Annotated in this window: 16 protein-coding genes; 3 read left to right on the top strand and 13 right to left on the bottom strand. The window is 48.4% G+C overall.

Annotated features, from left to right (window positions below):
- Both K6T23_RS10620 and K6T23_RS10615 read right to left on the bottom strand, forming a co-directional pair.
- The gene (locus K6T23_RS10620; protein ID WP_056536955.1) at nucleotides 1–417 is read right to left on the bottom strand and encodes a MerR family transcriptional regulator; all 417 of its coding nucleotides are present in this window, start codon (nucleotides 415–417) and stop codon (nucleotides 1–3) included.
- Between the two features lie 191 nt (nucleotides 418–608).
- Nucleotides 609–1,886: a methionine gamma-lyase family protein gene (locus tag K6T23_RS10615; protein ID WP_238284292.1), complete on the bottom strand. Its 1,278-nt coding sequence runs from the start codon at nucleotides 1,884–1,886 to the stop codon at nucleotides 609–611.
- Nucleotides 1,887–2,076: 190 nt separating this feature from the next.
- Here K6T23_RS10615 and K6T23_RS10610 point away from each other — a divergent pair, with 190 nt between their 5' ends.
- Nucleotides 2,077–2,685 (top strand): trimeric intracellular cation channel family protein, encoded by a 609-nt coding sequence (locus tag K6T23_RS10610; protein WP_238284291.1) that lies wholly within the window; start codon nucleotides 2,077–2,079, stop codon nucleotides 2,683–2,685.
- A gap of 33 nt (nucleotides 2,686–2,718) precedes the next feature.
- Here the strand turns inward: K6T23_RS10610 and spoVK are convergent, their stop codons facing one another.
- From spoVK to K6T23_RS10580, 6 genes are all read right to left on the bottom strand, one after another.
- Entirely contained in the window at nucleotides 2,719–3,660 is a 942-nt protein-coding gene (gene spoVK, locus K6T23_RS10605; protein ID WP_053427805.1) for a stage V sporulation protein K, read from the bottom strand.
- Between the two features lie 334 nt (nucleotides 3,661–3,994).
- Nucleotides 3,995–4,231, bottom strand: a complete 237-nt coding sequence (gene hfq / locus K6T23_RS10600; RefSeq protein WP_048003951.1) for an RNA chaperone Hfq — start codon at nucleotides 4,229–4,231, stop codon at nucleotides 3,995–3,997.
- A gap of 28 nt (nucleotides 4,232–4,259) precedes the next feature.
- Nucleotides 4,260–5,210 (bottom strand): tRNA (adenosine(37)-N6)-dimethylallyltransferase MiaA, encoded by a 951-nt coding sequence (gene miaA, locus K6T23_RS10595; protein ID WP_238284290.1) that lies wholly within the window; start codon nucleotides 5,208–5,210, stop codon nucleotides 4,260–4,262.
- 70 nt (nucleotides 5,211–5,280) lie between these two features.
- Complete coding sequence (locus tag K6T23_RS10590) at nucleotides 5,281–6,072, bottom strand: aminoglycoside adenylyltransferase domain-containing protein (protein ID WP_238284289.1); 792 nt, start codon at nucleotides 6,070–6,072, stop codon at nucleotides 5,281–5,283.
- Between the two features lie 45 nt (nucleotides 6,073–6,117).
- On the bottom strand, nucleotides 6,118–8,493 hold the full coding sequence (locus K6T23_RS10585) for a penicillin acylase family protein (protein ID WP_420493499.1): 2,376 nt from the start codon (nucleotides 8,491–8,493) through the stop codon (nucleotides 6,118–6,120).
- Between the two features lie 12 nt (nucleotides 8,494–8,505).
- Nucleotides 8,506–9,516, bottom strand: coding sequence for a class I SAM-dependent methyltransferase (locus K6T23_RS10580; protein ID WP_056536970.1), 1,011 nt, complete (start codon nucleotides 9,514–9,516; stop codon nucleotides 8,506–8,508).
- A 149-nt stretch (nucleotides 9,517–9,665) separates the two neighbouring features.
- On the opposite strand from K6T23_RS10580, the gene K6T23_RS10575 reads away from it, so the two are divergent.
- Nucleotides 9,666–10,112: a DUF4385 domain-containing protein gene (locus K6T23_RS10575; RefSeq protein ID WP_079515996.1), complete on the top strand. Its 447-nt coding sequence runs from the start codon at nucleotides 9,666–9,668 to the stop codon at nucleotides 10,110–10,112.
- 41 nt (nucleotides 10,113–10,153) lie between these two features.
- Here the strand turns inward: K6T23_RS10575 and mutL are convergent, their stop codons facing one another.
- The 3 genes from mutL to K6T23_RS10560 form a co-directional block, all read right to left on the bottom strand.
- Nucleotides 10,154–11,986 carry a DNA mismatch repair endonuclease MutL gene (gene mutL, locus K6T23_RS10570; RefSeq protein WP_238284412.1) on the bottom strand — a complete coding sequence of 611 codons (1,833 nt, stop codon included), beginning with the start codon at nucleotides 11,984–11,986 and terminating at the stop codon, nucleotides 10,154–10,156.
- 9 nt (nucleotides 11,987–11,995) lie between these two features.
- Complete coding sequence (mutS, locus tag K6T23_RS10565; RefSeq protein ID WP_238284288.1) at nucleotides 11,996–14,590, bottom strand: DNA mismatch repair protein MutS; 2,595 nt, start codon at nucleotides 14,588–14,590, stop codon at nucleotides 11,996–11,998.
- Nucleotides 14,591–14,718: 128 nt separating this feature from the next.
- Nucleotides 14,719–15,510 (bottom strand): hypothetical protein, encoded by a 792-nt coding sequence (locus tag K6T23_RS10560; protein WP_238284287.1) that lies wholly within the window; start codon nucleotides 15,508–15,510, stop codon nucleotides 14,719–14,721.
- Nucleotides 15,511–15,674: 164 nt separating this feature from the next.
- Between K6T23_RS10560 and K6T23_RS10555 the strand changes: the two genes are divergently transcribed.
- On the top strand, nucleotides 15,675–16,568 hold the full coding sequence (locus K6T23_RS10555) for a VanW family protein (RefSeq protein ID WP_238284286.1): 894 nt from the start codon (nucleotides 15,675–15,677) through the stop codon (nucleotides 16,566–16,568).
- Nucleotides 16,569–16,612: 44 nt separating this feature from the next.
- On the opposite strand, the gene K6T23_RS10550 is transcribed toward K6T23_RS10555, so the two are convergent.
- Together K6T23_RS10550 and K6T23_RS10545 are read right to left on the bottom strand one after the other, a co-directional pair.
- Nucleotides 16,613–17,953: an aspartate aminotransferase family protein gene (locus K6T23_RS10550; RefSeq protein ID WP_238284285.1), complete on the bottom strand. Its 1,341-nt coding sequence runs from the start codon at nucleotides 17,951–17,953 to the stop codon at nucleotides 16,613–16,615.
- A gap of 168 nt (nucleotides 17,954–18,121) precedes the next feature.
- Nucleotides 18,122–19,564 (bottom strand): carbon starvation CstA family protein, encoded by a 1,443-nt coding sequence (locus K6T23_RS10545; RefSeq protein ID WP_148985340.1) that lies wholly within the window; start codon nucleotides 19,562–19,564, stop codon nucleotides 18,122–18,124.
- Nucleotides 19,565–19,692 lie beyond the last annotated feature (128 nt).

The raw sequence follows: 19,692 nt of genomic DNA, 5'->3' as shown, positions 1-19,692 counted from the left end.
TTAATGAAAGAAGCGTGACATGTCACCTTGACGAAGAGATGTTTTACTGAAGCGCCCGGAGTGCATCAATTCATTCCGGAGCAGCTTGCGGAGATCATCGTCAGAAAGATCCTGCCGTGCTTTTTCTTCCTTCTTGCCATTAACGTCATCAGATGCTACTTTCGTTTCCTGACCCGAGACAGCGAAAATCCTTTTGATTCCGGCCATGTTGATCCCTTGTTCCAAAAGATCTTTGACCTCCAGGAGTTTATCGATGTCGTTCAGGGAGAAGAGCCTGCGATTTCCTTCCGTACGAGCCGGATTGATCAATTCATGCTCTTCATAGTATCGAATCTGACGAGCCGTCAAGTCCGTGAGCTGCATGACAATGCTGATTGGAAACAATGCCATCGTTCGACGAATTTCACTTCCGCTCATCGTGATTCCCCCTTTTGTTGTTCGTTCATGTGTTCATTATATTCAATGTCAGGAATTCTGTCAATAATATGTTAGCTTTCCTTACATATTTTTTGAGAGTCCTTTTTGAATAGTTCGATTCTTTCACCTGCACTCCGCTGAACAATCAAAAAGGATAGCCATTGATCGACTATCCTTTTGTACATATCTTATTAACCTTTTATATGGGTCATAAAACCTTTTTCGATCAATTCATCGACGGCCGTGCATACCGCGATCTTCACATGGGAGTAGGTTAGTCCTCCCTGTACATACGCAACGTATGGTGGCCTCAATGGTCCGTCTGCCGATAATTCGATGCTCGCCCCCTGTATGAACGTGCCTGCAGCCATGATGACATCGTCAACATAACCCGGCATATAGTTCGGATAAGGGGTGAAATGAGAGTTCACCGGGGATGCGAATTGAATCGCCTGGCAGAAGGCGACCATCCGGTCTCTGTCCCCGAATTGGACAGATTGTATCAGATCGGTCCGTGGAGCATCGGGTGCCGGATTCGTATCCATCCCGAGCTCTGTCAGGAATGCGCTGGTGAAGACGGCCCCTTTCAAGGATTGGGCCACCACGTGGGGAGCGAGGAAAAATCCTTGATACATTTCCTGGAGACTATAGAGGGAAGCACCCGCCTCAGCACCGATACCAGGTGAGGTCATCCTGTACGAACACGCTTCGACCAGTTCTTTTTTTCCTACGATATATCCTCCCGTTTTGGCAAGTCCGCCTCCGGGATTCTTAATGAGCGATCCCGCCATAAGATCGGCACCGACATGGCATGGTTCACGGTCTTCAACAAATTCACCGTAGCAGTTATCAACGAAAACGACGATCGATGGATCGATCGCTTTGACGAAATCAATCATGGCTTTGATCTCTTCCACTGTGAAGGAGGGACGGTTGGCGTATCCCTTCGAACGCTGGATCCCCACCATTTTCGTTTTCGTGCCCAGCGCAGATCTTACTGCCTCGAAGTCTACTTTCCCGTCGGAAGTAAGGTCGATGCTCCGGTAGTCGATATTGAAGTCCTTCAGGGAGCCTGCACCCTTCCCTCTGATCCCGACGATTTCTTCAAGGGTGTCGTAAGGTTTTCCTGTTATGTATACCAATTCATCTCCAGGACGGAGGATGCCGAAGAGCGCGATGGATATCGCATGTGTGCCCGAAATGATCTGGGGACGGACGAGTCCCGCCTCTCCGCCGAACACATCTGCGTATATGCTCTCTAACGTATCCCTTCCTGCATCATCGTACCCATATCCTGTCGAAGGGTTGAAATGGGAGTCGCTCACCCGATGCTTCTGAAAAGAAGTTAGTACGTTGAATTGATTTCGTTCTGCCCGCTCATCGATGGCTGCATGGATGTGGGCTATGGATTGTTCAACGGATCGGGCTAGCGGCTGCAGGACCTCTCCGTGTTTTAATTGATCAAACATGTCTATAAAATCCCTTCTGCTTTCAAATTCCTTTGCGCCGGCTCACAGTCTATCTGAATGCTGCGGGCCAACAGACCAATCATATCAAATATTCCTTCCAAACACTATGGCAAAAATGGTTGCAAATCCATGTTGCCATGATACAATCAGATAGGTTTAAAGAGTACGAGCAGGAGAGGAAGACCAGGGTATGACATGGGAAGTATTGAGTATCATCGGCACTGTTGCCTTCGCGGTGTCAGGTGCGATTGTAGCGATGGAAGAAGAATATGACATATTGGGTGTATACGTACTCGGTATTGTCACGGCTTTCGGTGGCGGAGCAATCCGGAATTTATTGATCGGAGTACCCATTTCCGCCCTATGGGAGCAGGGCATGCTTTTTCAGATCGCCCTCCTTGCCATTACCGCCGTCTTTCTATTCCCCCACAATCTATTGAAGCATTGGAAACGGTGGGGCAACTTCTTTGATGCCATCGGTTTGTCTGCCTTCGCCATCCAGGGTGCCTTGTATGCCGTCAACATGGATCATCCCATGAGCGCAGTGATCGTGGCCGCTGTGCTGACGGGTACGGGAGGCGGGATTGTCAGAGATTTGCTTGCCGGCAGGAAACCCCTTGTATTCAGATCTGAGATTTACGCGGTATGGGCCGTCGTCTCAGGTGTGGCTGTCGGGTTCGGGATGGCCGAATCACCGATTGAATTATATGCTCTCTTCGTCATTACCACGGCGTTACGTGTGTTTTCCTATCTATATAAATGGAAACTGCCGAATAAGAGGATCCAATCGGAAGCCTGAAAAAACATGCATTCATCACGAATGCATGTTTTTTTAATCGCTGTCCTTCCGTGTGAAGACAAGATCGTTGCTCCTCAGTGTCATTAACTCGTGCCGATCATAATTATTTTCCATGAGAAGACGCATGGCATGGGCACGAATGGATTTCTCAAGGATATTCCGTACATACCTGCCATTGGAAAATGCGTTTGCGGTAATGGCATTCTTCACCCCGTGAAGATGCTCCCGTATTTTCCGTTCGGCATCATGGCTGAGCATATATTCCTTTTCCTTCAGCATGAGCTTGCTGATGTCCATCAACTGATCGACGGAATAATCGGGAAAATGAAACACGAGGGGGAACCTTGACTGAAGACCTGGATTCAGCGTAAGGAAATGATCCATTTCCTTGGAATAGCCCGCTAGGATCAAGATGAACTCATGCTGTTTATCCTCCATATGCTTTACCAGGGTATCGATGGCTTCTTTCCCGAAATCCTTCTCTCCCCCGCGCCCAAGTGAGTAGGCTTCATCAACAAACAAAATCCCGCCCAGCGCTTTTTTGACCAGATCACGGGTCTTCTGAGCAGTATGACCAATGTATTCTCCTACCAAATCCGCTCTCTCGGCTTCTATAAGATGTCCCTTCGACAGCACGTTCATCTTCAGGAACAGCTTGCCTATGATCCGTGCCACGGTTGTCTTCCCTGTTCCAGGATTTCCTTTGAACATCATATGAAGTGCTTGCTTGCCCGCTTTCAACCCCATCATTTCCCGTTTTTTATTCACGTATATCCAAGCATAGATTTCCTTCACCATTTTCTTCATTTCGTCCATTCCGATGAGCGTACCCAATTCTTCTTCTATTTCCTTCAAAGCAGCATGCTCCTGAGGCATGGATTGTGGTATGGATTCCTGTATCATCGTATCCCGCAGCGGATTCCGTTTTTGTGAATTGAGGACGATGCTGATCTGACCGTTGTTCTTCATTCGCATCGGTTGTTGGTCCAAAGGGTTCACCTCGCCATTCTATATGCAAACACATTCTGCGGATTTTCACCCCCGGTACGCTTCGACAAAGGAACATTCTTTTGTCAGTTCCTGCGCTTTCCCGAGAAATAAATCGTCCGTCATTCTTGAGTCAAGGCAGCAATTATCGTATCCCCCTCATATCATTCTATTCAATAGATGAGGATTCATTAATCCTATTTTCATCAGGAACTATATTTTCCACGGGTACAACCGGCCGGTACGAACACATAAGGCTGGGCACGCCATTTTTTAAAAATGAAAAAAGGACCGCTTAGCGGCCCCCATTCCTGAACTATGATCACACGTTTTGCTCATCGAAATTCAGTTGAACATTTCGCTGAGGTGCAAAAGTGGAAATGGCATGCTTATAAACAAGCTGTTGCTTCCCTTCCGTTTCAAATAACACGGTGAAATTATCAAACCCTTTCACCTGACCTCGGATTTGGAAACCATTCAATAGGAAAACAGTAACTGGTGACCCATCTTTACGCAGTTGATTCAAGAATTGATCCTGAATGTTAATGGATTGTTTCATCGAGCATCCTCCTCTATATCTCTATATACTAATTATTCGACTCTAAGTCGAGCTTTCCTGCAATGAATTTCGAAATGTCGGCGATTATTTCATCACGGTGCTCCGATGCAGTCATATCGAACCAGTCGACATCCATTTTGTTCCGGAACCACGTGAGCTGCCGTTTTGCATACCTTCGAGAGTTCTGTTTCAGATTCTCCACGGCCTCTTCAAGGCTCACCTTACCGTCAAAGTAGTCGTAGATCTCTTTGTACCCGATCGCCTGCACCGATTGGACACCCCTGATCCCATCTTCATACAGGGATCTCACCTCGGGTAAAAGCCCGTCGGCCATCATCATGTCCACCCTGAGATTGATCCGCTCGTAAAGCTTGTCCCTATCCATTGTCAAGCCGATGAGAGCCACATCATACTGGAGATCCCGGGATTGCTGCTTTTGATACTCTGTCATGGTCTTTCCTGTAGTGTGGTGGATCTCCAGGGCACGGATCACCCGGCGTATATTGTTCGGATGGATCTGAGAGGCCGCTTCAGAGTCCACATCAGCCAATCTGCGATGCATGGCTTCATGACCGAGCTCACGTGATTCGGCCTCCAAGCGCTCCCTGAACGCTTCGTCTCCCGGCGTTTCAGTGAATCGGTAGTCATAGAGGACCGATTGTATGTAAAGACCGGTCCCTCCGGCGATAATGGGCATTTTACCCCTCGCATGGATCTCTGTGATCAATTTCCTGACCGTCTGCTGAAACTCAGCAGCCGAATACGATTCAACAGGATCTTTAATATCGATCAGATGGTGGAGGATTCCTTCCGTCTCATCATGGCGGATTTTCGCCGTGCCGATATCCATTCCCCTGTAGATCTGCATGGAGTCCCCACTGATGATTTCGCCATCGAATGCCTTGGCCAATTCGATGCTCGTCTTCGTCTTCCCTACGGCCGTCGGACCGATCAAGACGATTAGCTTTTCTTTGTTCAACGTCTATCCACTGCCTTCTATGTAGTCATTCCTCATTCGCTATCGTACCATAATGATACGTAAAGATGTATTATATCTTCAAATTATCGTCATGATCGAGAAAATTGATACTCTTTTCCCTGATGGAAGAAGTCATATAAACAGCAAAATCCGTCAAAGAAGCCTCTTCCTCAACGGCTGTTTGCCACATTTTCCCCGTTTCATACACCTTCAGTGCCTTTTGGATGATGGAATGAAAACGTACCGGTAGGGATTGGAGTCCCCACTCTCCTCCCTCTTTTTTTGAAGCGACAGACTGTTTGATACAAAATTGATACACCCGGCACAGGTTAAGGATCATATAGGTCGGCTGTTTCAAAATATCCGCTTCCGCATCGTGAATGTCGTAATAAATGGACTTCATATAGTAATTGTATGGAACTGGGGCAAAAACCGCTTCGATCGGCTCACCAATCAATGCCTTCCCCCGTGTGCGGATGACGGCGATATGGGCGGCAATGTCTGGGTCTGTTGCTGGGAAAGTAGCCGCTCCCCGTCTTATGGCGTCTATATGCATATCTGAAAAGTGATACTCAAAAGGTGTCGGATACAGCAATGGGCGGACATTCCTCCTTCTCAAGACGCTGGCTTCCAACCCTTTTGCTGGAAGGCGATCGCCTACGTATTCCTTTAGGAACAAGTCATCGAGCGCCTTTTTTTCATCGTTACTGATTCCATCCTCCACGATGATGAGAAGATCGACATCACTGATTCTGGGATTGAAGCAGTCCATGGCCAATGAGCCATGAAGATAGACCCCCGTCAGCTTATTCCCGAACAGCCCACTGATCCGTTTTGCAAGTGATGTTGCATACTCCTCCATTAACATTCCTCCCGTTGGACAGGGACCGGACTCTCCGGCCCCACTTTATGTTTTCGGTACCAAACGGAGCTGTTTGCCGTCCGCAGGTGATTTAAGTGTCGTTTCATGATACTTTCCTTCTATCCAGTCATCGATTTGATCATCATACCAAGGGCTTTTAAAATGACCGGACTGACCAGGTCCCACGATATGGTCGGCCTTAGACATATCTACTGTATCAATGATGAATCGCCACGAGCCCCCGTGATTGACGATCCCTTCATCATTATAGCTTGCAGCCCCCACGGTGACCCGACTACCTCCGACTGGTTCAGGGCTTCTCCGGTTCAGGAACCATTCAAGGATGGATGAAACCGAGGAAAGGGGATTTTCAAAGTAGACTCTGTGATAATCTCCCCATGCCCACTCGTCCATATTTGAACCGTATCGATCAAAACCATCCTCGAGTGTATCGGACAGACTTTCGACAAGAAATGATTCGAATCCACCCTGTTCCGTAAACCATGGGGAAACCTTCCCTTTCGCTGCCTTCCTGATCAGTTCGTCCACTACGTTCTGTTTTCCTTCAAACAGCTTCATCATATCGTTCGGGATACTGTCATCAAAAAGCTCATTGCTCATCCGGTCCATCCAATGATGGAATAAAAGCGGAGCGGCTTCATCGGCATCATCCTCATAATCCCAATCCGCGAGCAGCTGAAGGGCTTCCCGGGATTGCACAGAAACCTCCTTTCCTTCCAGTGCATCCAAGAGGAGAGGAACGAACTCCCTTGCCTGTAAATTCATATGATCATGTTGCAGGTCCTTCATATCCTGCTTCGTCAGCTTCTCTTTTGATTCAAGTACCTCGCTTATCCTCATGTACCGATAAGGACCCGCCCAATGATGACTGATATGATAAGGATACTCATCCCCGATTACCTTATTGTTAGCGGTGGCGATGTATCCTTCGGCTGGGTTCACGACCCTAGGCAGTTCTTCATACGGAATGAATCCCGTCCACTCATAATCCGATGTCCATCCTGGTACCGGCAGGAGTCCGTCCCCTTTCTTCCGGATGGGTATTTTGCCGTTTGCTTTGTATGCGATCGTCCCATCGTTGTCAGCGAATACGAAGTTCTGGGTAGGCGTATGAAAATCTTCCATTGCCTTTTCGAATTCGGTCCAATTGGACGCCTTATTCATGTCGATGATGGCTTGCAACTCGAGACTCGGATCAAGGGCGGTCCATCTCATGGATAGCGCGTTTTCGCTATCATCCTGATTCGCGAATTCCGATACGATCGGGCCGTGGCGTGTAACCGTGACCTCATACGGAATCGTCTCGCTGTCTTTTACAGCAATGGGCTCCTTAATCACCTCGGCCTCTTCCCATTCCCCATCATAGAGGAAGTGATTTTTCTTATCTTTGTGGCGCTTTTCAATGTAAAGGTCTTGGACATCCGGACCGGTGTTGGTCACACCCCATGCAATCGTTTCATTATGACCGAGTATGATGCCTGGGATCCCCGCAAAGATCACCCCGCTCACATTCACGTCTGGCGATTCAAGATGCATCTGATACCAAATGGACGGGCTCCCCAACGAAAGATGGGGATCATCCGCAAGCATGGGATATCCACTTTCCGATTTCGAACCGCTCACCACCCAGTTGTTGCTTCCGTTCATCTCAGGTGGAATGACAGGCTCGGAAATGGCGTTTCCCCATTTCATGGAAAGCTCTTTGGTTTCATGTATGATCGTGGGGGCATCCTCGGGATAGGAAGGGAAAAGGTTCATTGCCTTGTCCTCCGGTAATGATTGCAGAGCCCAATACCTGAAAGCCTGACCTTGCCAGTGGCCACCAAGATCAAAAGCCATATACTTCCCGATTGTCAATGAGTCTACTTCCGTCCATTTCTCAGGCTCATACCCCAAGAGGGTGAACTCGGCCGGCAAGGATTTTGTCACCTTGGAATCTTGGATATAGGCATTCACCCCATCTGCAAACCATCCCAGGATTTCCTTGACTTCAGGTGAATACCCTTCAAGAGAAGCTTCTGCAGCACGTCTGAGGCCGAGGGTACGGAAAAACTTATCCCGGTCAACGGCCTTTTCTCCTACTACCTCGCTCAGTCGGCCTGACGCTTGCCTTCGACTAAGGTCCATTTGGAACAATCGGTCCTGCGCTTGAATATACCCTTGGGCCATATAAAGGTCCCGGTCACTCGAAGCAGAGAGATGGGGGACCCCTTTGCTGTCCCTCACCACCTCTACATCACCCGAGAGGCCGGGAACAGCCAGTTCCCCTTCAAGCTGAGGAAGCGAGCGTCCGATGAACGAGTCGGCATAGAAGATGAGGGAAGTCATGCATAGAAACAGGAAGGCGATCCCTCCTATGATGATTGTTCTTTTCCGATTCTTTTTAAGCTTTATTTCCAACTTAACCCCTCCCTATCTCGTCTTTGCAATAATTCCGTTATGCACTTTGATGTATCCATGCTGGAGGATGTCGGCCCCGTTTTCATACAAATAGAGTCCCATCTGTTCTACCGTCATGAGCTCACGATACGTATGATTCATCACATCTGCCATAAGATTGTAATACACCTTCGACTTCCACTGGGCTCTTGGGGTCGTAAGGATCATGTACCCTCCAGGCTTAAGGAATTTCCGGTGCCAATCGACGACTTCAGGCTTATGCTCATCAGGGAAATGCTCCAATAACCCGACACTCAGGACGATATCAAACTCCTTAGCATAGGAAAGCTCCCTGATATCACTGATTACATAGTCTGTAGGGAAATCGCTCTTATGGTAGACTTTCATCCCGCCGGTATCGGGATTTTCTCCTAGAAAGGGATAGGATTCAGGGAAATCCTCATACCGGGTGTCCTTACAAAAAGGATCATAATCTACCATCACGATGCTGCTTCCCGGGTACATGGCGGCCAACTGCATCGCTTCATACCCTTCTGCTGCACCAAGAAATAAGATTTTTGGCTTCTTGACATCCAATCCCTTGAACAACTCCCGTTTCCCCCTGGGGTCCCATATTCCATCCTGGATCCGGTGGACATAATTCCATAAGTGCAGGCGCAAATGATCGTTCATCGCTTCCACAGATGATGTCAGATGAAGCTTTAGGGCATCCCCAACAATCTTCTTTCTGTTGTGACTCAGACTGTCCGGTACATCTTTCACGAACCACTCATGGAAGGAACGATTGAACATCTCCCATGAAGCATGGACGGGCAAGGCTTTCCCTTCCCTCAGCTCCCACTCTTTCTTCTCTTTGGAAACCCGGGTCACCTCGAACGGTCTTCCCACCTGATCCCACGAGACGCCTGACCAATCCCTCACTCCTTTCAGCTTCACAAAACGATTGTGCTCCCTTTTTGTAAAACTGCGCTTGTCCACTCGATAAGAAGGTTCCATATATGTATCTTTGTTCTTTCCATTCATCTCCTACACCCCTCCCGCTCATAATAAAGCGTTCTCATTCCTTCTATATACTATTATCCTTTCATTCTCTAAATTCCTCCAAAGGAGAAAGAGAAGAATCTGTTTCCCACCTGGGAGGATGGGGTAAATGGGCCGTAGGAGGTGGAGTGATGGCTTTTGACTATTCGTTAGACTATAAACAGATCGATTTCAGAGAGTCCCCTGAACTGTACCGCGTCGGGCGAGGAGAACAAGGAGTATTGATGGTCGAACCTTATAAAAGCGAGATCCTGCCTCATTGGAAGTTCAAGACGCCGGCGATTGCACAGGAATCATCTGAGAAAATCCATGCTATGTTCCTGGACTATCAGAAGAAAGATGATTTTGTGGGGATGGATATGGCCCGGAAGTTCCTGCAGATGGGGTATACAAGGGCAAGGAGGTATGCCAACTACCCTGGTGGTAAGAAATACGACAAAGATGGAAATGTGAATGATAGGGAAATAGATGATGAAAAAGCAGAATCCGCTTCTATTTTCGAAGAAAAGTGGATACAAGTAAGAGAGGATCAAGATTACCTCAAGAGGAAAAAACAGCATCAGAAAAAGTACGGATAAAAAGAAAGCAGGGGGATGCGGCGCATCTCCCTGCTTTTCTATTACATAATCCGTTTAAACATTTTTTCCATCTCATAGACGGAGTAGTGAATGATGATCGGTCGTCCGTGGGGACAGGTGAATGGATCTGTTGTCCTTCTCAGCTCATCAAGGAGGGAAAGGATCTCGTCATTCCGAAGATGATGGTTTGCCTTGATGGAACCCTTACAACTCATCATGATGGCCGCTTCTTCACGTAGCTTCTTGATATCGACACGGCTCATCTTCAGGACCTGTTCAATCATATCCTCGATCGTTTCCTGCTCCTCACCTTTAGGGAACCACTGTGGGTGGGACCTGACGATGAAGCTATTATGACCGAAGTCTTCAAGGAATACCCCGACCTCTTCGAGCATACCCCTGCATTCATCGATCTTGATGAATTCATCAGTGGAGAACTCCAGGGTCATGGGCACAAGCATTTCCTGCAGTTCCTTGGCAACTTCGCCTACTTTTTCTTTAAAGAATTCATATTTGATCCGCTCCTGAGCGGCATGCTGGTCGATGATATACAAACCTTGGTCATTTTGTGCAAAGATATAGGTGCCGTGCATCTGTCCGACTGGATAAAGGGGCGGGATCCTTGAGTGTTCCTCTCTTTCATCCGGTTCCAAAACTGTTTCGACGGGAACAGTGTTCAGGAATTTCTCCACCTCATGAGGGACTTCCATGGAGACTGGCTTTGAGTATGCCTCTTCCTTGGTCACAGTCTCCACCATCGCCGGCTGCTGTTCCTTGACCGTATCAGGAATAGTCGGCTTCGGGCGAGAAACGTGGTCGAGGGTCATGAACGTTTGCTCAGACTTGGCGGCCATCGATTTTGGTGCGACAGACCCGGTCGGAATGAGCTCTTTCTTTTTGAATACGGCTTTGATCCCCTCACTGATCAAGGTGTTAAGCTCCTGCTCCTTGCTGATCCTTACCTCCATTTTGGAAGGATGGACGTTGACATCGACAAGGACTGGATCCATTTCAATATTCAACAGGACAATGGGATGCCGGCCAATCGGCAGAAGGGTGTGATATCCTTCCCCGATCGCTTTAGCCAGTGCATAATTTTTTATGAATCGTCCATTGATCATGGTTGAAATATAGTTGCGTGAAGCTCTGGTGATCTCAGGCATGGATACATAGCCTGTGACCTTAAAATCCAGGGACTGCACGTGAATCGGCACCATATTCTTCGCAATGGCGAGTCCGTAGATCGATGCCAAGACCTGCCTCACATCTCCGTTCCCATTCGTATGGAGGAGCGACTTTCCGTTATGGAGGAGTTTGATGGAAATCTCAGGGTGAGATAGAGCAATACGGTTGACCACATCGGTGATATTGCCCAGTTCCGTGTGAATCGTCTTCATATATTTCAACCTTGCCGGCGTATTGAAGAACAGTTGGGACACCGTGATATCGGTGCCTTTGCGAGAAGAAGTCTTCTCAAACGCTTCTTCAATACCACCTGCAAGTTCTATTTTGGTTCCTGGCCCATTTCCCGTGCAGGTCTTCATTGTGAAGTAGGAGACGGAGGCGATACTTGGAAGGGCCTCTCCCCTGAACCCGAGGGTGCGGATACGGAAAAGATCGTTCTCATCCTTGATCTTTGATGTGGCATGTCGCTTGAATGCCGTTTTGACATCTTCTTCATCAATCCCATCCCCGTTATCAATGATGCGGATGGAGTTCAGTCCTGCCTCCTCCACATGGACTTCGATGATGGTGCCGCCTGCATCGATACTATTTTCAAGGAGCTCCTTCACCACGGATGCAGGGCGCTCCACCACTTCCCCGGCTGCTATTTTATTTGATAGGGAGTCATCGAGCTGAAAGATCTTCACGATACTGCCTCCTTATTTCTTCAGTTTCTTATGGATTCCGTAAAGGGTGTTCATGGCATCAATCGGAGTCATATCAAGAATGTCCAATTTCTTAAGCTCATCCAGAATTTTTGTTTCCTTTGTGGATAGCTCTTTTGAAACGGTCTTCTGTTTCTTTCCTTCTTCGAAGAAAGAAAGCTGGCCAGGCTCATCCTCCTTTACAATGGTCGCTGCTGATTCTTCCATCCCTTTTTTGCTTTCTAAGGCCGAAAGGATCTCATTGGCTCTTGTAATGAGGATCTCCGGAAGCTCGGCAAGTTCCGCCACATGGATCCCGTAGCTTCGATCTGCCGCCCCTTCTTTGATTTTGTGAAGGAACACCAATTTCCCACTCTGCTCCATGGCACTCACGTGAACATTTTTGACTTTAGGCAGTTCGGTTTCCAGTACCGTCAGTTCATGATAGTGAGTCGAGAACAACGTCTTGGCACCGATATGCCCATGGATGTACTCGATGATCGCCTGAGCCAGGGCCATTCCATCGTAAGTGGACGTCCCGCGTCCGATTTCGTCAAACAGGATCAGACTTGCCTCCGTCGCATTGATGATGGCATTCCTTGCTTCAAGCATTTCCACCATGAACGTGCTCTGTCCTGATATCAGATCGTCTGCCGCTCCGATCCTCGTGAATATCTGATCGAATATCGGAAGATCTGCTTCAGCAGCCGGGACATAGCAGCCAATCTGGGCCAGGATGCTTGTAAGGGCAAGCTGCCTCATATACGTACTTTTCCCAGACATATTCGGTCCGGTTATCAGGAGGATTTCCCGCTCGCTGTCCATATAAGAATCATTGGGCACATACCCATCCGCCCCCATGACCTTTTCAACCACCGGGTGGCGGCCATCCTTGACGGCGATCCGTCTTTCATCATTGAAGGCAGGCTTGCTGTAGTGCCGCTTTTCGCTGACTGTGGCAAAACATTGAAGAACATCGAGTTCACTCACAACTTTTGCCAGTCGTTGAAGGCGCGGGATGAATTCCTTCACCTGTTCCCTGATCCCGATGAATAACTCATATTCAAGGTCCACGCTGCGTTCGTCTGCCTGCAGGATGAGCGCTTCTTTTTCTTTCAGCTCCGGTGTGATGAAACGCTCAGCGTTTGTGAGCGTCTGCTTCCTTTCATACCTTCCTTCTTCAAGGTGGTGAAGGTTTGCCCTTGTTACTTCGATGTAATAGCCGAACACTCGGTTAAAGCCGACTTTCAGGGAACGAATCCCTGTACGTTCGCGTTCATCCCGTTCAAGAGCGGCAATCCACGACTTTCCATTGCGGCTGGCATCACGATATTGATCCAGCTCCTCGTGATACCCATCCCGGATCAAGCTGCCTTCCTTGATGGAAAGCGGAGGATTTTCAACGAGGGCAAGCTCCAGAAGATCCGTCAGTTCTTCACACGGATCAAGTTCCTTACTGTAGCGATCGATGGAGTGATGATCCAGTGATGCGATGAGGGATTTCAAAATCGGAATCTGCTGGAGGGATTTCTTCAACTGGATCAAATCCCTTGCGTTCACGTTTCCAAATGCCACTCGCCCTGCGAGTCTTTCAAGATCATAGACTTCTTTCAGCCTTTCCCTCAGATCCTGTCTTTCAAAGAACCGTTCAAGGAATACTTCGACGACCATCTGCCTCTTTTCAATCTCCCCGCGTGAGATGAGAGGCCGGTCGATCCATTGCTTGAGAAGGCGCGCTCCCATTGCGGTCATGGTTTCATCCAGAAGCCAGAGGAGAGATCCTTTCTTGCCTTTGGAACGAATGGTTTCCGTCAGCTCAAGATTTCGTTTGGAATAGTAATCCATTTTCATGAAATGGTTCAATTGATAAGTCTCAACTTTCTGCAGATGATCCAGGCTCCGCTTTTGAGTCCTGAACAGATAATGCATGAGAAGGGCTGCCGTCTGTTTTAATTTTTCCTGTTCCAGCCCTTCGAGTAAGTGCTCGAATGCATCACGTGGTCCTTGACCTGCCTCGAATGAGAGAGTCACGTCAAGACGTTCTTTGAGCTTAAGCTGTTGCTCCTCCTCCATATCCGGCGTTATGACTACCTCCTTGGCCCCAATGGTGGACAGTTCATTCAATAGCTGCCCCGCGCCATCGGCTACAAGGGTGACGTTGGTTTCACCCGTCGATAGATCGCTGTATGCAAGGCCGTATGTGTCATCTTCAAAGGAAACCACTCCGGCGATATAGTTATTCTCTTTATCGCTCAACCCTTTCCCTTCCATCACGGTACCCGGGGTGATGAGCTGTACGACTTCACGCTTAACGACCCCTTTGGCATGCTTCGGGTCTTCTGTTTGTTCACAAATGGCGACCTTGTATCCTTTATTGATCAGTTGCTCTATGTAATTGGGCGCAGAATGGTATGGAACTCCGCACATCGGGATCCGTTCTTTCCCTCCACCGTCCCTGCTTGTCAGGGTGATTTCCAGTTCCTGAGAAGCTGAAATGGCATCATCGAAGAACATTTCATAAAAGTCCCCTAAACGAAAAAATAAAAAGGCATCTTGATATTCTGCCTTCACCTGTAAGTATTGTTTAATCATTGGCGTGTATTGAGTCATGGGTTCATTCAAACCTTTCCGTATTCTGCTAGACGTCTCATTATATCATATCCCACCGTGTGGTTTCATTCCGGAAAGAATGGAAACAGGCGGATGAGAGTATATCATCCGCCTACTGCCAGTCATGATCAAAATGAACCGTTCAGTTCATTCCCGTCAACCTTCCAACCTGATATTCCTTCCGGCTGATGGAGAGTTAAATCCAAATCAGAATGATGAACTCCACGTTTCCCATCCGTCCACTTCAACTTGATTGTGATACTGGCCAGGAACGGGTTTAGTTCTTTCGCTTCATATGAAGATATCTTCATCGTTTTTACTTTTTTCAGAAGGGTCTCCGACTCCATCCCCCTGCCTTCAAGGAGCATTTTCCCAAGCAGCTCTTCATCGCGTTGTTTCACCGCCATCTCAACGGCCTTCATGGCTCCCTCTGGTTCCAAGGACGCAAGGAATTCCGGAAGTTCTCCGGCAGCTTTATGGATCATCAGGGTATGAGCGAAATCCGGGCGAGGCGTCTTATGGGTTGTACTTCCGAGGAAATGGACGCAGAAATGACCCGGGAACCCATTTTGAAGAGCTCCTCCCCCGTGGGGCATTCCGTTCATGGAAGCAGGGATGAGGAGATTGCCCGACTTCACCAGGATCGCTCTTCTGTTCCAGCTCCAATGTCCGCCGTAGATTTCTTTCATCACTTTCGTGTCCGCCTCTGTCACCGGTTGTACATCCGCATGTTTATTCCCCGCACGGCGTTGGACTTGAAAATTTTTGCCTGTTTCCACGTCGATGACCTCGAAATAAGAATACTTGGGGAGAAGCAGGTTCGTCTCTTTCCAAGGAAGCGTGTCGGTCATATAGTCCATTCTTAAGGGTACCACCCCTATAATGGTGGCGGTTATGAGTACTTTCATCATCAATGCCATCAGAGGCCTCCTTTTTTGTTAATTACATCCATATGTTTGCCCGCACTCTTCCTTCTACTTTTTCGTTAATTGACCTGTTCCATAACCATTAATTTTTGGAAATCAGCCTTCACCCGCATGACCGTATACGTGGGGACCATACTAAAAGGGAAAGGGTGATAACGATGGCATGGACCACTTTTTACCTTGCTGCCATGATCGGACTATCGAATCAGCAGCCCCTTGAACTCGATACGGGGAATGAAATCATTACCGTCAAGGAAGAATCGCTTACACTTCCCTACCTGGATGTACCGATACTTAATGAAAACCATTTTAATCATCTTGTTTCACTTCTTCAGGAAAAGGCTTATAAAGCCCCGGTCAATGCCAAAATTGACGAACATAACCGGATCATCCCCGGGCAAACCGGCCTTATCCTTGACAGCACCGCATTCAAAGAAGCCGTTATGAACTACCTTTACAGAGGGGTGACTCCCACAGAGGTCCCAACCCTGAAAACCTACCCGAAGGTTGATACCGAAATCCTCGCCCATATACGAACGAATCGCATTGGCTCCTATGTAACGTATTTCAATAAAAGAAATGAAGAACGAACGAACAATATTATCCTTGCTTCCGATCAAATCAACAATACGGTCATCTTTCCCGGCGAAACGTTTTCATTCAATAAAACGGTGGGTAAACGTACAAAAGGAAAGGGCTATATGAAGGCTCCCGTCATCGTCAAGGGAGAATTATCAGAAGATATCGGGGGAGGGATCTGCCAGGTTTCATCTACTCTGTTCAATGCTGTTGATCGTGCTGGGGTGAAGATTGTGGAGCGCTATCACCATTCCAAAAGGGTTCCCTATGTCCCGAAAGGCAGAGACGCGACCGTCAGCTGGTATGGACCAGATTTTGCGTTCCGCAACCCTTATCATCAGCCAATCCTGATCCGCTCAAAAGTCATCGGGGGTCAGATGATCGTCACCATTTTTTCATCCGACCAAGTGGAAGCCGACAAGAGGAGCGTTCCAGGCGCATCGCCTGTCAAACCATCGGAAGAGCGCCCTTGATTGTAACGGTAAAAGCCCTCGCAACCGCGAGGGCTTTTACGGTATTATAGACGGCTGATCCCTTCCACTACGGTTTCAAGCATCAGCTCAAGATCGTTCTCTTCAATGACAAGGGGTGGCGAGAGGGCAAGTACGTTATTGAATCCCGCTACGGTGGCTCCATTTTTACCGATCAGGATACCCTTTTGTTTACAATAATCCACTACGCTGCTTACGGATTTCCCGTCAAGGGGCTCTTTTGTCGACTTATCCTTCACCAGCTCGATTCCAAGGAGCAAGCCTTTTCCCCTAACATCACCGACCCGGGCATGAGTGGCCAGTTTTCTACGTAGGTAGTTTAAGGCCTTCTCTCCAAGCCTCGCAGACCGGTCAATAAGCTTTTCCTTTTGGATTATGTCGATGTTTTTCACGGCCACTGCACATGACGCCGGGCTTCCCCCGAATGTATTGATATGCCTGAAGTAATCGTATTCTTCACTACCCTTGAAGGCCTCGTACACCTCTCTCCTGACTGCCGTCGCAGAAAGTGGAAGATATGCTGAGGTGATTCCCTTCGCCATCGTGATGATATCCGGCTTGATCCCGTAATGCATGAATCCGAATGCCTTTCCAGTGCGGCCGAATCCTGTAATGACTTCGTCCACGATCAACAGTGCCCCGTGGGCTTCACATACCTCTTTCGCTGCCTTCATATAGTCATCCTGGGGCATGACGATCCCACCACCTGTGATGATCGGTTCCATGATGACAGCTGCAATGGTTTCACTGAGCTCCCATGTCAGTGTTTCGTCCAGCGCCTGAACGGCAGGGAGATTTTTTCCGGTAGATCCGGTTGCATCCCTGTAAGCATCCGGCGGTCTCACATGGATGAATCCCGGTGCCAGTGGTTCGTACTTATATTTCCTCTGGGCCTGACCGGTTGCAGATAAAGCCCCAAGGGTATTCCCGTGGTACCCCCTGTATCTTGCCACAATTTTATATCGATTCCCTTCACCCTTTTGCTGATGATACTGACGGGCTATCTTGAATGCCGTCTCATTTGCTTCTGAACCGCTGTTGGAAAAGAAGAACACATAATCATCCCCGATGAGCTCGGTCAGCTTTTCCGCCAGTTCGATTGCTGGCCGATGACTTTGAGTAAGGGGATAATAGGGCATTTCCCTTAGTTGTTCATAAGCTGCAACCGCAAGCTCCTCTCTTCCGTATCCTATGTTCACACACCATAACCCCGCCATTCCATCGAGGAAACGTGCCCCTTCATGATCGGTCACCCACGCACCGGCTGCTTTGGTCACCACCATGGTCGAATCTGGATTATATGGCTTCATGGAATGCCATACCCTTCGCTCATCTTGTAACAAATCTTTGTGTTGATCCACCACCATCGCTCCTTCCTGATTGGTATTCCCCTACTCATCTTTATTCGGGGCTGTCCACCTTTAGAAGCGGTGGTTTCCGAACAGGTTCTCCCGTTGACGGGCTTCGGGGATAAACTGAGACACATTAAGAAGCCGGACGGTTTGACTAACCGTCCGACTCTATGACCAATCCCTTCAGGAATGAAGTGTTTCAGGGCTGAGGGAGCGGATCGGCCGGCTCATCTTCCATTGACGGAGGAACCAGATCAGGACTGCCACCCAAATCACCGATCCAAGAATCATGGACAGCTTATAATCGAGTCCGAATCCTTCAGGCGCATAAAAGATATACACACTCACGACCGCGGTCATGAATAGGGCAGGAATCGTGCATATCCAGTGGAATGCAGCCTTCCTCAGTAAATAAATGGAACCCGTCCACAGCATGACCGTCGCCACCACTTGGTTGGACCATCCCACATATCGCCATAAGAAGCTGTAGTCGATCTGCGTCAGGAGGAATGTGGGGAGCGCTACCGGGATCACCAACAGGACAGGGAGCCACTTATTGTCCGTATCCTGCTTTCGGATATCGCGGATCAATTCGGACAGCATCATCCTTGATGAGCGTAGGGCAGTGTCTCCTGTTGTTATCGGGAGGATGATGACACCCAATACAGCAAAGACGCCGCCAACGGTACCAAGGGTTGTGGTACTGATCTCGTTCACCACACCTGCAGGTCCTCCTGCGGCAAGGGCCTCTTGAAGACCCGGCGTACCGTTGAAGAAAGCCATCCCGGCAGCTGCCCAAATCAGAGCGATGACGCCCTCAGCCACCATGGCACCGTAAAACACCTTCCTCCCCTCGCTCTCTTTCTTCAACGTTCTTGAAAGGATCGGGCTCTGTGTGGAATGGAACCCCGAAATTGCTCCGCATGAAACGGTTACCATCAGCAACGGCCAGATGGGGAGGTCTCCGGGATGTAAATTTGCCAACGTAAGATTCGGGATCGGATGTTCAAAAAAGAATAAACCGATGCCGATAGATACGGCCATGAAGATCAAGATAGCACCGAAGAATGGATAGATCCTTCCGATGATTTTGTTGACTGGAAGAACCGTAGCGACCACAAAGTAAATGAATATGAGAATGAGACATGTCATGAATGATAAAGGAGTCAGCTCGGTAAGCAGTTGGGCAGGTCCCGCCGTAAAGGCTGCGGCTACTAGGATCATGAGAACTATGGACAGTAGATTCATCGCCACCTTCACCGGTTTCCCAAGGTAATTCCCCACGATGGCAGGGAACTGAGCACCTCCATGCCGCAAAGACAACATACCTGAAAAGTAATCATGTACAGCTCCTGCAAATAAACAGCCGATGACGATCCAGATGAATGCAACTGGTCCGTACAGAGCACCCATAATGGCACCGAAGATCGGTCCAAGTCCCGCTATGTTCAGAAGCTGGATGAGGCTTGCCTTCCACCAGCTCATCGGTACATAATCCAAATCGTCCCGTTTTGAATAGGCCGGGGTGATCGTTCGGTCGTCGATGACGAAAATCTTTTCGACCACCTTTGAATAAACGAAGTAGCCTGCAATCAGAATGAATAATGCCGTGATGAAAGTCAGCATATGCCGATCCCCCTTTTAATTGAATATAACCGCAATCTTAATATGATTCGACAAGTAAATCAACCAAATATTCAAAATAATTAAACTTGTTGCTTTTTACCCATAGAAAAAGACGGCCCAAAGGCCGT

Origin of the sequence: Rossellomorea marisflavi (assembly GCF_022170785.1) — a bacterium.
Classification (GTDB): Bacteria; Bacillota; Bacilli; order Bacillales; family Bacillaceae_B; genus Rossellomorea; species Rossellomorea marisflavi_B.
This window is presented reverse-complemented; position numbering and strand designations above follow the sequence as displayed.

What these genes read in the sequence shown, in the direction of transcription:
- mutS (WP_238284288.1), bottom strand. Translation starts at nt 14,590, where the DNA reads ATGACTCAATACACGCCAATGATTAAACAATACTTACAGGTGAAGGCA.
- K6T23_RS10555 (WP_238284286.1), top strand. Translation starts at nt 15,675, where the DNA reads ATGGCATGGACCACTTTTTACCTTGCTGCCATGATCGGACTATCGAAT.
- K6T23_RS10560 (WP_238284287.1), bottom strand. Translation starts at nt 15,510, where the DNA reads ATGGCATTGATGATGAAAGTACTCATAACCGCCACCATTATAGGGGTG.
- K6T23_RS10550 (WP_238284285.1), bottom strand. Translation starts at nt 17,953, where the DNA reads ATGGTGGTGGATCAACACAAAGATTTGTTACAAGATGAGCGAAGGGTA.
- K6T23_RS10575 (WP_079515996.1), top strand. Translation starts at nt 9,666, where the DNA reads ATGGCTTTTGACTATTCGTTAGACTATAAACAGATCGATTTCAGAGAG.
- K6T23_RS10580 (WP_056536970.1), bottom strand. Translation starts at nt 9,516, where the DNA reads ATGAATGGAAAGAACAAAGATACATATATGGAACCTTCTTATCGAGTG.
- K6T23_RS10545 (WP_148985340.1), bottom strand. Translation starts at nt 19,564, where the DNA reads ATGCTGACTTTCATCACGGCATTATTCATTCTGATTGCAGGCTACTTC.
- K6T23_RS10615 (WP_238284292.1), bottom strand. Translation starts at nt 1,886, where the DNA reads ATGTTTGATCAATTAAAACACGGAGAGGTCCTGCAGCCGCTAGCCCGA.
- K6T23_RS10590 (WP_238284289.1), bottom strand. Translation starts at nt 6,072, where the DNA reads ATGGAGGAGTATGCAACATCACTTGCAAAACGGATCAGTGGGCTGTTC.
- spoVK (WP_053427805.1), bottom strand. Translation starts at nt 3,660, where the DNA reads ATGCGAATGAAGAACAACGGTCAGATCAGCATCGTCCTCAATTCACAA.
- K6T23_RS10610 (WP_238284291.1), top strand. Translation starts at nt 2,077, where the DNA reads ATGACATGGGAAGTATTGAGTATCATCGGCACTGTTGCCTTCGCGGTG.
- hfq (WP_048003951.1), bottom strand. Translation starts at nt 4,231, where the DNA reads ATGAAACAATCCATTAACATTCAGGATCAATTCTTGAATCAACTGCGT.
- K6T23_RS10620 (WP_056536955.1), bottom strand. Translation starts at nt 417, where the DNA reads ATGAGCGGAAGTGAAATTCGTCGAACGATGGCATTGTTTCCAATCAGC.